Source organism: Anaerolineales bacterium (assembly GCA_022866145.1).
In the GTDB taxonomy this organism is placed as follows: domain Bacteria; phylum Chloroflexota; class Anaerolineae; order Anaerolineales; family E44-bin32; genus PFL42.
On record JALHUE010000112.1, the window covers coordinates 1 to 12,540 of the forward strand.

Sequence of the window (12,540 nt, forward strand, 5' to 3'; positions counted from 1 at the left end):
ACCGGTTTCTGGCCGCTGTTCCGCTACGACCCGCGCCTGGCGCTGGAGGGCAAGAATCCGCTGCAGTTGGACTCGAAGGCGCCCACCAAGCCGATCGAGGACTTCATGTACAAGCAGATCCGCTTCCGGGCCCTGCGGCAGGCCGATCCTGCCCGGGCGGAAGTCCTGCTGCAGGCCATCCGCAAGGACGTCGCTTCCCGCTGGAAGTTCTACGAACAGATGGCCAACCTCGACCTGTAGCCGAGATGGCATCAACCCCGATGGTTATGCTGGGGCGGCCGCAAGGCCGCCCCGGTCTTTCGGCGCATTTCGCGGGGACGATGGCTCCGTCAGGTGGTATCCGCAGAGCCGCGCTGGTGCTGGCCCAGCGCCGAACCCTAGGACAACCGCAGCAAGGAGATGGCTGTGTCCACGTCGCCGGGATGGTCCAGCTAGCGCCTGAACCAATCGCTCTCCGGGAGAATGGGATGGGGTTCGTCCGGTCCGGCCTCCAGCACTTGATCTTGGATGCGTCGGGGGAAACGGATGTCGACCAGGCTATCGCCGTGGACGTGACCGAGCTCGCGGCGGCCGACGCCGATACTCCTGGCCGCCGAACCGGTGGGGGATGGACGGACACGCCGTCGAGGCCGAGCAGGGCCGCCCGAATCTGGGCGCCGGCAACGCTTAGACCGCCGTCGGGCTGCGGTACCAGTCCCAGAAGTCGTGCACCGCCTGGCGGAAAGGGATCGGCTCGGGCATCCCGAGCTCGCGGCGGGACTTGGAAAGATCGCAGAACAGCCGGTGGCGGCTCAGGCGGAGCTGGTTGCCGTCCATGGGTAGCGTCACGACACTCCGCAGTCCGTCGATCAACGCCGCCAATGGCGGGACGCTCCAGCCGGGAAGGCGCAACCACGGCGGACGGCGGCCGACGACCTGGGCGATGATCTCTAGCGTCTCGCGGTGGGTCAGGTTTTCCCCGCCCAACAAGTAGCGTTCACCGGCGCGGCCCAGCTGGGCGGCCGCCAGGTGGCCGCGGATGACGTCATCGATGTGAACCACATTCCACCCGCCGTCGACATACACGAACCCCAGCCCGCGGGCCGCCTCGATGATGAGCGATCCGCTGATCGGTTTGCGATCGCCAGGGCCGAACACGGCCGAGGGATTGACAATCACGACTTCGGGGAGGCCTTCGGCAATGCGCAGGGCCTCCTGTTCGGATTGATGCTTGGCGAAACCGTAAGGGAAGCGCCCGGGAGGAAGGTTGAAGGTGTGCTGCTCGTCAAGCCATCCGGCGCCGGAAGGAACACCCAGGGCCGCCAGGGAGCTAGTCATAACCACCCGGCGCACACCGGCCGCGCGGGCCGCCAGGACGACGTTTTGCGTGCCCTGGACGGCGGTCTCGATCACCTGATCAGGGTTGCGCCAGTAGGCCGCCTCGGCGGCGAGATGGAATACCCAGTCCACCCCCCGCATCGCCGGTGCCAGAGTCTCCGGGCGGAGGATGTCCCCCAGGTGATGGACGACATCCAGCCCGTCCAGCGAACGGCGGTCGGAAGTCGGTCGGTGGAACGCTTGGACCGAGTGGCCCTGAGCGAGCAAGGCGCGGCACAAGGCCGCGCCGATGAATCCGGTAGCTCCGGTGACCAGGACGGTCTCAGGCAATCAGCTCGAGCTCCCGGCCGACGTCGCACAGGATCGCCAGAGCCCGGTCGATCTGTTCGTCGGTATGGGTGGCCATGTAGCTAGTGCGCAGCAGGCACTGGTCGGCCGGCACGCCGGGCGGGATGACGGCGTTGGTGTACAGGCCGCGCTGGAAGCACAGATTCCAGGCGGTGATCGTCTTATCCACATCGCCGATGATGATCGGGATCACCGGCGTGACGCTGGGGCCGGTGTTGAAACCGGCGGCTTTCAGGCCGGCGCGCATGCGCTCGGTCACATGCCACAGCTGGTCGATGCGTTCCGGCTCGTTCTTCATGATCTCGAGTGAGGCCATGGCGGCGGCCACGTTGGAGGCCGGCATCGAGGCACTGAAGATCAGCGAGCGGGCGTGGTGTTGGATGTAATGGATGATGTCGTCGTCGCCGGCGATGAAACCGCCGAGGGAGGCAAAGGACTTGCTGAAGGTGCCCATAATCAGGTCGACCTGATCGGTCAGGCCGAAGTGGGCTGCCGTGCCTCGGCCGCCACCCATCACCCCCAGGCTGTGGGCATCATCGACCATCAGGCGGGCGCCGTGCTTCCGGCAGACCGGGACCATTTTGGGCAGCGGCGCCAGGTCGCCGCCCATGCTGTACACCCCATCGACCACCACCATACGGCCGGCATTCTCGTCAATGCCCGCCAGCACCCGGTCGAGGTGCTCGAGGTCGTTGTGGTTGAACCGGCGCATCTCGCCGAGGGCCAGCATGCAGCCGTCGACGATGCTGGCGTGGTCATCCTTATCGGCGACCACTACATCGCCTTTCTGGACGAGGCAGGAGATCACCCCCAGGTTGACCTGGAAGCCGGTGCTGAACACCAGCGCCGATTCCTTGCCAACGTAGTCGGCGAGTTGAGCCTCGAGTTCCTCGTGCAAGCGCAGGTTGCCATTGAGAAACCGTGAACCGGTGCAGCTCGTGCCGAAGCGTTTGACGGCCTCAATCGAGGCCTGGCGGACCCGGGGATCGGTCGTCAGGCCGAGGTAGTTGTTGGAGCCGATCATCAGGACCCGCCGACCGTCAATCACGACCTCGGTGCCCTCGGTGTCATCCAGGACGGTGAAGTAGGGGTAGACCCCCATCGCCTTGGCGAGCTTGGCCTGAGTGAAACTCAGGCACTTCTCAAAGATATCCATGCACCTTCTCCTGTAGAGACCCGTGACCTGTGGCAGGCCTGGCGCCTGCCCCGATTGTATCCTGACCGATGGGGACTTCATTGCAAGGATAAGGCTACGGCGGGAGAATGTCAAAGGGGTCTCCTCGAGATCCTGGGGATAGGCCTCGACGGTGCTCCCGGCCCGTTGGCGCCTCGCGTTGACGATTCCCGCGAACCCGGGTATCGTGCACCGGCCCTCGGGTGACCGGGGTTGCCTGGCGCGCGTCGGTTGAACTGCGGGCGCCGGGCGTCAGCCTGTCCGCGGCCTTGAACACCCCAACCCCAGACCGGCCAGGAGACACCCCGCCATGACAGAACGCATGCTAGGCCCACTGCCCCACTGGAATCTAGAAAGCGTCTACCCAGGCCTGGAGAGCCCCGAATTCCAGCAGGCATTTCAGTCTGCCAAAGAGCAATGTGCTGGCCTCGATGATCTCCTGGAGGAGCGGAATATCCGGCGTGACGGGTGGATCCCGGGCTCGGCCAGTGATGCCGGGCAGGCGGTCGAGGCCTACCTGACGGCCGGCAACCATCTGTGGCTCCTCTACGCAACGCTGCAGGCCTATGTCTACGGGTTTGTGTCGACGGACTCATTCAACACTCTCGCCAGGCGACGCACCTCGGAGCTCGACCTGTTGGGCGTGCGAATTGAGACCCAGGAGATGCGTTTCAAGGCCTGGATGGGCACGATCGCCGAGGCCGGCCTCGATTCCCGGGCGCTGGTGGAGCACAGCCCGGCTGCTGCCGATCATGTGTTTAGCCTGGACGAGATCGTCTCGCAGAGCCGCTACCTCATGTCGGAAGCTGAGGAGACATTGGCCGCTGAACTGTCGCTCAGCGGGGGCAGCGCCTGGGAGAAGCTGCAGGCCACGGTCACTTCCCAGATCATGGTCGCCTTCGATCGGAATGGCCGCACCGAACAGCTGCCGATGAGCGTTCTGCAGAACATCGTCCGCTTTGACCCCGACGAGGATGTGCGGCGGCGGGCGTTCGAGGCAGAAATCCGGGCCTGGGAGTCCGCGCGCGAGCCGCTGGCGGCGTGCATGAATGGGGTCAAGGGCGCCGTCAACACTCTCAACCGGCGCCGCGGGAGGCAGGACTCGCTTCACGGCGCCCTGGATCAAGCCCGCATCGATCGGGAGACCCTGGAGGCGATGCATGGCGTGATGCGCCAGTCCCTCCCGATGTTCCAGCGCTACTTCCGCGCCAAGGCCAAACGTCTAGGAAAAGAGCGCCTGGCCTGGTGGGATCTGTTCGCCCCGCTGGGGAAGGACGAGCGCTGGTACCCGTATGATCAGGCGCGCCAATTTATCGAGACGCAGTTCGGTGCCTTCAGCCCACGGCTGGCCGGTCTCGCCCGACGGGCGTTCGATGAGGGTTGGATCGATGCCGAGCCGCGCAATGGCAAGGTCAGCGGCGCCTTCTGCATGGAGGTGCCGCTGCTGGAGCAGTCTCGCGTGCTGGCGAATTTTGACGGATCGCTAGCTCAACTGCTGACCCTGGCGCACGAGCTCGGCCATGCCTTCCACAATGAGTGCCAGGCCGGGCTGACGATGATGCAGCGTCGCACGCCGATGACCCTGGCCGAGACGGCCTCCATCTTCAATGAGTCCCTGATCCTAGAGGCTACCCTGAAGGAGGCCGGGAGCGGGGAAGAATCGCTGGCGATTCTCGAGACGTTTCTGGTCGGTAGCTCCCAGGTGATCGTAGACATCTACTCCCGGTTCCTCTTCGAGCGCGAAATCTTCGAAAGGCGCACCCAGGCTGAGCTATCGGCCGATGACTTCTGTGAGATCATGCGCCGCTGCCAGCACGAGACGTACGGCGAAGGGCTGGATGAGGCTCACCTCCACCCCTACATGTGGGCCTGGAAGCCGCACTACTACAGTCCCGGTTTGTCGTACTACAACTTCCCGTATGCGTTCGGCCTGCTGTTCGGCCTGGGGCTGTATGCCGAATACGAACGGCGGGGGGCGGCGTTCGTCCCGGACTACGAGGCGCTATTGCGCGCCACCGGGTTCGGCACGGCGGCTGACCTGGCGATGCGCTTCGGTATCAACCTTCGCCAGCCCGATTTCTGGCGGGGCAGCATGGCCGTGATCGAGAAACGGGTCGATCGCTACACGCGCAGCTAGGGTCGCGGAAAGGAGCCAGGGCCGGCGCGCGGCGGGCGGCCTCACGCTCCGCCGGCAAAATCCTAGACGGCGGCCCTCCGGCAGACGACTCTCGCTGAGGATCTCAGGGGCTGGAGGCGTCGAGCGTCTCCTCTCGCCTCAGCCGGCGGACGATCCCGCAGCGGCAGCGCCAACCCCGATCCCTTGCAGTACTAGCGAGCGCTGGCATGTGCCCGACAAGCGCACGCAGGAGTTGGGCTGCACCATGGGTGAAGCCGAGGTCTCGATCGCGGCCCATGTCCAACAGAGAAGCGCGCCCGGAGGCGCTCAGGCCGATCGAGGCCGCCGGCGGGCAAGCCGGTGGCTATGGCTCAGTGCACCCGCCGTCACGGGCATTCGGTTTCGAGTGCGTGCGTAGGGCGACGGGTCAGGAGCGTGCCGTGGACCGCAGAGCTTGACGCGGCTCTTTGCCACTGTATAATCCTCCCGATTCCAGTTGTCTGACGTGGGCGGAGACGCGCCCTGGCAGATCCCATCAGCGAGCTGCCGGACGGTGCAAGGCAGCGGATCGACCGGAGGCGCTCCGCCCCTGCCCCAACGGCCAGGGCGTCTTCCCTGCAGGGGTGAAGAGACACCGCAAAGGGATCGGGTTCGCCCGTTAGCGCGAGGCGGAGCCTCCGCCATCGGCCGAGTGAATGCAGGTGGCATCACGAGCGCCCCCTCGTCCTGCACGATGGGGGTGCGTGTCTTTTGGCTGGAGGTGCTGGATGCTGGATCTGCAGTTGATCCGTGAGCAGACGGAGGTTGTGCGTCTGGCGCTGGCGCGCCGAGGAATCGAGCCTCCGCTCGAGGCGGTGCTGCGGCTGGACAGCGAGCGGCGCAGCCTGTTGATGGAAGTCGAGGCCCTGAAGGCTGAACGCAACCGGGTCTCGAAGGAGATTGGCGGGCAGAAGGACGCCGAAGGCCGTCAGGCGAAGATCGACGCCATGCGCCAAACGGGTGAACGGATCGCTGCCCTCGACGACCGGCTGCGGGAAGTGGACGCCGAACTGCAGTCGCTGCTCGCCGCCATCCCGAACCTGCCGGAGGCGGATGTGCCGGACGGCCTTGACGAGTCGGCCAACGTCGTGATCGCCAGCCATGGCGAGCCGCAACCCCTGGAGTTCCCGCCCAAGCCGCACTGGGACCTGGGCCCGTCCCTGGGGGTGCTCGACTTCGAGCAGGGCGTCAGGCTCACGGGATCGCGCTTTTACGTCCTCAGCGGAGCCGGTGCCCGCCTGCAGCGGGCGCTGATTGCCTGGATGCTCGACCTGCACGCCCGCCAGGGCTACCTGGAGAAGTACACGCCATTCATGGTGCGCGGGCAAACGCTTTTCGCCGCCGGCCAACTGCCCAAGTTCGAAGACAACCTGTACCGTGATCATGAGGAAGACCTGTGGATGGTGCCCACGGCCGAGGTCCCCCTGACCGGCCTGCACATGGACACCATCATCGACGCTTCCGACCTTCCCTTGCGCTACACCGCCTACACCCCCTGCTTCCGCCGCGAGAAAATGTCAGCCGGGCGGGATGTGCGCGGCATCAAACGCGGACACCAGTTCGACAAGGTCGAGATGTATGTCTACTGCCTGCCGGAGGCCTCGGCGGAGGAGCTGGAGAGGATGCGAGGGCACGCCGAAGAGACGTGTGCCCTGCTGGGGTTGGCCTATCGGACCAAGGCGCTGTGCGCCGGCGACCTCGGCTTCGCGGCGCGCAAGACCTATGACATCGAGGTCTGGGCGGCGGGCAGTGGGGAGTGGCTCGAGGTCTCCTCGGTCTCCAACTGCGGCGATTTCCAGGCACGGCGGGCCAACATCCGCGCCCGCGACGGCGGCCGCCCCCAGTTCGTCCACACCCTCAACGGATCCGGCCTGGGGCTGCCGCGCACGCTGATCGCCGTCCTTGAGAACAATCAGCAGCCGGACGGCAGCGTCGTCGTCCCGCAGGTGCTGTGGCCGTGGATGGGTGGCGTTGAAGTGATCGAGCCGCCGGCACGACCATGACCGCTGACGCCTGGACGGTGATCGTCGGCCTGGTGATGATTGCCGGCCTGGCCTACGGCCTGCTGGTCGGTTGGGGGGAGGCTCGGCCCACGGGTGCTTGGGCTGATGGGGCTGCCGCCGGCCGCCTTCGTGGTTGGATGGCACCGGAGGCGGGACGCGCCTGGCGCCGGCCGCGCAGTGCTGGGAACTGCCCTGGGGCAGGGGTTGACTTCTTCGGCGTTCGGATTGGATCCCCCCTGGGCATGATCATCGCCCTGTGGGGGTTGTGGCTCAACTCCAGCAGCGCCTCTTGAGAGCAAGTCCTGCGAGCCCTGTCGACCGATCGTTGGCAGGTACTCCTCGCCGCTAGCGCTTGAGGATCATCGGTACTTCCCCAGCGGGGCCTTCCCGATACAACACAAGTTCCCCCCGGGCGTGCATTCACACCTGGCGGGCCCCGTCAAGGGAATGGTAACTTCGGAGCCGCCTGCCGGGCTCTCGATGGTTTCTCCCTCCTTGAAGACCAGCCATTCGGTGACCTGCTTCTGGGCGCCATCGCCGAAGAGAACCACCTTGCCGGATTCAGGGTTGTCGTAGGTTCCGGTGAAGAGGAAGGTAGCCTTCCCCTCCAGATACGTGTCCGGCCCCAGATCGGCGTCTATGACAAATCCGTTCGATCCGTAGGCGTATTCCCCGTCCTTCGACGAGAGGGAGAGTGCGCCGTCCGGAACCCGCATGCCTGGCATCGGGACCAGGTTCGCGACCAGGAGCGAGAGGTTCGGGGTCCAAATCAGCCAGTCGCCTTCGAGACATGAGTCGCTGGAGGACTCTCCCGGCGGGAGGTACTCGGGGAGTCTCCCGGGCTGTTCCGCTTCAGTTCGCGTGCAGCCGGCTGCCACGGCCGCGCTAAGGCTGCACGCAGCCAAGACGCCCCTCGGTAAATCTATACCGGTCACTGACTCCTGCTTGGCGGGGAAGGTGATCTGAGGGACTGTGGGGCTCGCAAGCCGGAAGGTCAACCGCCCGCAGGTCCTACGGGCAGCTGGATGGGGCGGCTCCGCCGCGCGAGGCGCAGCGGTCCGGGAGGGATGCCGCAGTCCCAGATCAACCGTCTGGAACTGTTCTCGCCGAGGATCGCTTGAGGCTGGGATCGACCCATCAGCGCCTGATCGTGGGCATGCGATCAGGGAGCGGCGGGGTCGAGGCGATCGCAGTAGATGTCGATCGCCTGACGCAGAAACGCAGGCAGGCTGGGGTCGAAGCGGTCGAAGAACTCGGCGAATGCTGGATCCTCGGCATAAGCGCCCCCCAGCCCGCGCAGGATCTCCGGAGTCGGCTCGTAGAAGTAGCGCAGGTGCTGATGCCAGCGGGCGATCAGCGCTTGGACCAGCGGAGATGCAGGGTCGTGCGCGAGTTGACCGTTCAGTTCGTGATAAATGAAGCTGCCTTCCTGCAGGATCCGCTGGCGCTCTCCGGCGCCGTAACCCTTCCATCGACGGCTGGACTCGGCCACCAGCTCGTCGCCATAGCGCCGCCGGGCTTCGGCTTCGTAGGCTTGCTCCTGCTCCGGCGTGAAACCGGTGAAGAGTTCCTTGTTCATCATGGCCACCATCCCTTCCAGGTAGTGGATCGTCTTATCGAGGGTCGCGCGCAGGGTCTGGAGCCGGGCGACTTCCGCCTGCAATGCCTGCCGATGCAGGGCGAGCGCCTGCCGCCGATCGAAACCCGGCTGGTCCAGGATCTGCCGAATCTGTTCTCGGCCAAGGCCGAGCTCGCGGTAGAACCGAATTTGTTGCAGCCGCAGAACCGCCTCCCGGCCATACTGGTGGCAGCCATTGGGGGCGAACCTGGTTGGGCGCAGCAGGCCGATCTCGCCGTAGTAGTGCAGGGTGCGGGTGCTGACGCCAGCCAGGGTGGCAAGCTGCTCAACGGTGTGCCACTTCTCTGGGCCGCTGATGGGGCACAGGATAGACCATCCCGCACCGTGAATGTCAAGAGGCAATCAAGAAGCAGGGGGGGCGCAAGGCTCGCGCCAGGATCAGCGGCAGACGCAGGCGAGGCGGCCTGTCAGGAGCTGGGCGGCTGGCACCCAACAGAAGCCGCGGTCTCAGGGAGGGAAAAATACCATCCCTTGTCCGTGCACTTCCAGGCCGTGTTCCGCCCAGTAGGCTACCAGCGGTGAATCGTCCTCCAGCAGGGAGAACAGCACCGGGATGACCGAGGGATCGGGGTTCAAGGCTAGGGCACGCGCGGCCTCAATCCGCAGGCGCGGGCGGGGGTCGAGCAGGGCGCTGGATAGATGCGGCACCGCCTCGCTTCGCCCGGCGGCCAGGGCGTCCGCCGCCGATCGTGCCACGAGCGGATCGGGATCGGCCAGGGCCTCGGCCAGAGAGGGAAGGCAGGAGGGATCGCCAGCCTCGCGCAGTCCCAGGGCGGCAGCCTGGCGAACAGCGACGTCGGTGTCGGATAGGGCCCGCCTCAGGGCCTGCGTCGATTGCGGCGAGAGCAGCCTGGCCAGGGTGCGCACGGCCCACCAGCGCTGATCGGGGTCGCCCAGCTCGAGCAGCTGGGTTGCCAGCAAGATGGCCGGGGGGCCGAGATCCGCCAGGCGGGCGGCGGCCCGCTCGGCCCGGGCGTCATCCCCCGAGGTCAGCTCGTCAATCAGGAACTGCAGCTCGGGCAGACCGGCCTCACTTGCCGGGGGGCGGGACAGGCAGGTCGCCCTCGGCGACCTGGATCCACTTGTCACCTTCGTCGATCAGCATCACGGGGATGTCATCCAGGATGGGGTACTTGCGGCCACAGTCCGGTTCCTGGCACACCAGCCAAGTGTCCTTCACCAACTTCAGTGCCCCTTCCTTCTCACGCACGCAGTTCGGGCAGCGAAGGATCTCCAGCAAATCCTGACTGATCATAGAAGGCCTCCTGACCGCATTCGCGCATTCTACCATGCGGCCTGCGCCGGCCGGGCGCTGGCCGCCAGGCGAGAGAAAGGGGGCAGGCACTCGATCCGTCCCGGTAGCGGGAGCGCGGGCTGCGCCTGGGGGCAAAGCCTCTGCGCAAGGGGCTGCCCAAGCCGGGGGCCAGGGCGAACCCCGGGCGATTAGTGCTCGACTTCGACGTCATCGGGCAGCTGGGTGCCGGGCCCGAACTCGTAGATGGCGCGCCATGGCAGGTAGTGAGTCTTGATCGTGTCCTGGTACAGGGCTTCGCCCTGGCGAGTGACGGTGCGGTAGACGGCTATGTCCATGCCGTCGGCCTCGTAGTCCACCTGTTTGATCTTCCCCTTCTTCAAGTCCTCGTTCTCGCGGTAGAGCGGCTTGGGCGCCTCCTCCACGTTATTGGGGCCGGAGGACGACCATTCCACGCCGCGACCGTCGGAGGTTGAGTAGAACTTCCACAGCAGTTGTTCGCCGTAGAGATAGGTCTCCATCAGCAGCCAGTAGGGGGTGTCGTTCTGGAACTTGAAATCCACCCTGGGGACGAAGACCGTGGCGTCCATGCCCGGGCCTGGGGATCTGGGCCCCTGCTCATAGTACAAGACGCGGTAGGCATGCGGGTTTCGCTCGAGGATCGGGTAGCCGCCGAAGAAGGCCGCCCGGAACAGCGTCGTGCTGACCTGGCACACTCCGCCGCCGACACCCTGGATGGTGCGGTTGCCGTAGATGATCAGGGCCTCGGTGTAACCGTTGTCCAGGCTGATGTCGCCCAGCAGCTCGGCCATCGACACGGTCTCGCCGGGAGCGATCAGCAGGCCGTGAAACTGGGAGGCGGCAGTCTTGATATTCTGAATGCGCCCTTCGCTTGATCCCGAGAAGTAGGTCGAGACCGCGACGACGTTCTCGGTGATCCCGAGGGAGTTGGCGGTGGCATCGCTGCCGACGGCCGGCTCCTGGATATGGAAGACCAAGGAGGCCTCGGACTCGCCGCGATTGATCGCCTGCTCAATGGCCAGGATCGAAGCCTGGGTGTCCAGCGAGCGACCGATGACGGCCTCGCGCAGAAGGTCCAGCTGCCGGGCGTCATCGTTGAAGATGAAGCGGGCGTTCTCCGGCTTGCGCTCGAGGTCGGGCGCCAGCTCATCTAGGAAGGCGGACAGCATGCCCGGGCTCAAGGAAAGCGCAACCCGGGCCGGATCCCCGGAAGGCGTGAACTCGAGCATCGAGGCCAGGGCCGCGGGCTCCAAAGTCCACGGGCCGGCACCCTCCGCCTTGAGAACGAGGGGCCGGCTGAGCAGGGTCCGGGCAAGGGCGGCGTCAGCCTCGGCATCGAGGATGCGAGGCCGAGTCTCGAGAACCGGCAACACCACCCCAACGTCCTGCTGCAGAGCGAAGGCGGGCTCGAGCGCTGCCAGCGCGCCCGGGATATCGAGGAGGCGCCCGACGCTGCCGGGGGTCGACTCAATCTGCTGGCCTTGCAGGTGGAGCGCAGCTTCGACGGGGGGGCGGTCGATCTCGGCCGCCGCACGCTGGAGGTACGCCGTCGCCGTCCGTTGGTCGAAGATCACCGCCAACGGGAGGTCAACCCCCTGCGCCCAGGCGTGCGACTGGTCGACGAGCTGCTGGCGCAGGCTCCCCTGGCGGCCGAGCACTAGTGCCCGCTCGGCCATGCTTTGGGCGTCGATGGCCAGGCCGAGTTCCGCCGGGGTGGCGGCCCAGTAGCGGCCCGAGTCCTGCAGAACCACTGCTCCCTGCTGGGGGTAGGTGAACGCTTCGCCCAGGGCGGCCTCGATTTGCTCGCGGCTCAGGCCGGTTAGATCGATCCCGGCGGCTGAAACACCCGGCAGGGCCTTCCCGGAGAAAAGCAGGCGCGAGCCGACGGCGAATGCGAGCAGGACCAGCATCACGCTCACACAGGCCGTGATGGCCGCGGCCAGCAATGCGGTCAGCAGCCCGGGGAAATCGAGTCTGCGGCGGGGGAGGGCAGAGGTCAGCATGTGGGCACCGGCGCGACATTCTATCAGACGGCCCGGGGCTTGGCCGGGTTCCCGGCTCGGGAGGGGGGAGGCAGCGACAGGCCCTGAGCCCGGCTCGGCTTCAGGGCGCCAGGAACACGTCCAAGGCGTTGAGGTGGACCAGCCCTGGGATCGTCTTGCTCAACTCGTAGACCACGATCTTGCCCTGCTGGGCGCGGTCGATCTGGTACGGGACTTCGACCCGGAACGTGCCGAGCTCTCCCGGCTCATCGGAGGTCAGACGGAATTCGGAACGCCCGACGGTGTCCCCCTGGCGGTCGAGGACTTCGGCGACCAGCGCCAGGTCGCTCTCCGCCCAACCGGCGCCCTCAATCGTGAGGGTGCCGCCGGAGATCTGCCGGTTGGGACGGGGGGAAAACACCGTCAGTCTCTCGGCGCCGTGGGGCGCCGGGTAGACGTGGGGACTGCCGGCCGAGAGCAGCACCAATGAGATCGTACTGAGGTGGGAGCGCTGCCCGTCGCGCAGGCTGTCGATGCTGATCTCAAGCCTGCCCTCCTCGGCGACCAGGTCGAGGTCGAACGGCAGGCTGGCGAGGAAGCGGCCGGGGTTGCCCGGATAGCTGAACAGGTACGTCGTCGCCTGGGAGAG

At 66.3% G+C, this 12,540-nt stretch carries 12 protein-coding genes; 4 read left to right on the top strand and 8 right to left on the bottom strand.

Going from position 1 to position 12,540, the window contains the following annotated elements; translation table 11 throughout:
* Positions 1-240: hypothetical protein (locus tag MUO23_03585; protein MCJ7512036.1), on the top strand; the 240-nt coding region annotated here is incomplete at its 5' end.
* Positions 241-666: 426 nt separating this feature from the next.
* On the opposite strand, the gene MUO23_03590 is transcribed toward MUO23_03585, so the two are convergent.
* Both MUO23_03590 and MUO23_03595 read right to left on the bottom strand, forming a co-directional pair.
* On the bottom strand, positions 667-1,647 hold the full coding sequence (locus MUO23_03590) for an NAD-dependent epimerase/dehydratase family protein (protein ID MCJ7512037.1): 981 nt from the start codon (positions 1,645-1,647) through the stop codon (positions 667-669).
* Positions 1,640-2,821: a pyridoxal phosphate-dependent aminotransferase family protein gene (locus MUO23_03595; protein ID MCJ7512038.1), complete on the bottom strand. Its 1,182-nt coding sequence runs from the start codon at positions 2,819-2,821 to the stop codon at positions 1,640-1,642. Before MUO23_03595 ends, MUO23_03590 begins: the two co-directional genes overlap by 8 nt.
* 328 nt (positions 2,822-3,149) lie before the next feature.
* Here MUO23_03595 and MUO23_03600 point away from each other — a divergent pair, with 328 nt between their 5' ends.
* The 3 genes from MUO23_03600 (at position 3,150) to MUO23_03610 (ending at position 7,290) form a co-directional block, all read left to right on the top strand.
* On the top strand, positions 3,150-4,976 hold the full coding sequence (locus MUO23_03600; protein MCJ7512039.1) for a M3 family oligoendopeptidase: 1,827 nt from the start codon (positions 3,150-3,152) through the stop codon (positions 4,974-4,976).
* A 746-nt stretch (positions 4,977-5,722) separates the two neighbouring features.
* Positions 5,723-6,997: a serine--tRNA ligase gene (serS, locus tag MUO23_03605; protein MCJ7512040.1), complete on the top strand. Its 1,275-nt coding sequence runs from the start codon at positions 5,723-5,725 to the stop codon at positions 6,995-6,997.
* On the top strand, positions 6,994-7,290 hold the full coding sequence (locus MUO23_03610) for a hypothetical protein (GenBank protein MCJ7512041.1): 297 nt from the start codon (positions 6,994-6,996) through the stop codon (positions 7,288-7,290). The genes serS and MUO23_03610 overlap by 4 nt, the downstream gene beginning before the upstream one ends.
* A 66-nt stretch (positions 7,291-7,356) precedes the next feature.
* Here the strand turns inward: MUO23_03610 and MUO23_03615 are convergent, their stop codons facing one another.
* From MUO23_03615 to MUO23_03640, 6 genes are all read right to left on the bottom strand, one after another.
* Positions 7,357-7,713, bottom strand: a complete 357-nt coding sequence (locus MUO23_03615; GenBank protein ID MCJ7512042.1) for a hypothetical protein — start codon at positions 7,711-7,713, stop codon at positions 7,357-7,359.
* A gap of 446 nt (positions 7,714-8,159) precedes the next feature.
* Complete coding sequence (locus tag MUO23_03620) at positions 8,160-8,978, bottom strand: MerR family transcriptional regulator (GenBank protein ID MCJ7512043.1); 819 nt, start codon at positions 8,976-8,978, stop codon at positions 8,160-8,162.
* 105 nt (positions 8,979-9,083) lie between these two features.
* Complete coding sequence (locus tag MUO23_03625) at positions 9,084-9,725, bottom strand: HEAT repeat domain-containing protein (protein ID MCJ7512044.1); 642 nt, start codon at positions 9,723-9,725, stop codon at positions 9,084-9,086.
* Entirely contained in the window at positions 9,667-9,891 is a 225-nt protein-coding gene (locus MUO23_03630) for a hypothetical protein (protein MCJ7512045.1), read from the bottom strand. The genes MUO23_03625 and MUO23_03630 overlap by 59 nt, the downstream gene beginning before the upstream one ends.
* Positions 9,892-10,079: 188 nt before the next feature.
* Positions 10,080-11,912, bottom strand: coding sequence for a VanW family protein (locus tag MUO23_03635; GenBank protein MCJ7512046.1), 1,833 nt, complete (start codon positions 11,910-11,912; stop codon positions 10,080-10,082).
* Between the two features lie 100 nt (positions 11,913-12,012).
* Positions 12,013-12,540: Gmad2 immunoglobulin-like domain-containing protein (locus tag MUO23_03640; GenBank protein ID MCJ7512047.1), on the bottom strand; the 528-nt coding region annotated here is incomplete at its 5' end.

Excerpts from the sequence above, each read along its gene's own strand:
- MUO23_03595 (MCJ7512038.1), bottom strand. The coding sequence starts at position 2,821 with ATGGATATCTTTGAGAAGTGCCTGAGTTTCACTCAGGCCAAGCTCGCC.
- MUO23_03600 (MCJ7512039.1), top strand. The coding sequence starts at position 3,150 with ATGACAGAACGCATGCTAGGCCCACTGCCCCACTGGAATCTAGAAAGC.
- serS (MCJ7512040.1), top strand. The coding sequence starts at position 5,723 with ATGCTGGATCTGCAGTTGATCCGTGAGCAGACGGAGGTTGTGCGTCTG.
- MUO23_03610 (MCJ7512041.1), top strand. The coding sequence starts at position 6,994 with ATGACCGCTGACGCCTGGACGGTGATCGTCGGCCTGGTGATGATTGCC.
- MUO23_03615 (MCJ7512042.1), bottom strand. The coding sequence starts at position 7,713 with ATGCGGGTTCCGGACGGCGCACTCTCCCTCTCGTCGAAGGACGGGGAA.
- MUO23_03630 (MCJ7512045.1), bottom strand. The coding sequence starts at position 9,891 with ATGATCAGTCAGGATTTGCTGGAGATCCTTCGCTGCCCGAACTGCGTG.
- MUO23_03635 (MCJ7512046.1), bottom strand. The coding sequence starts at position 11,912 with ATGCTGACCTCTGCCCTCCCCCGCCGCAGACTCGATTTCCCCGGGCTG.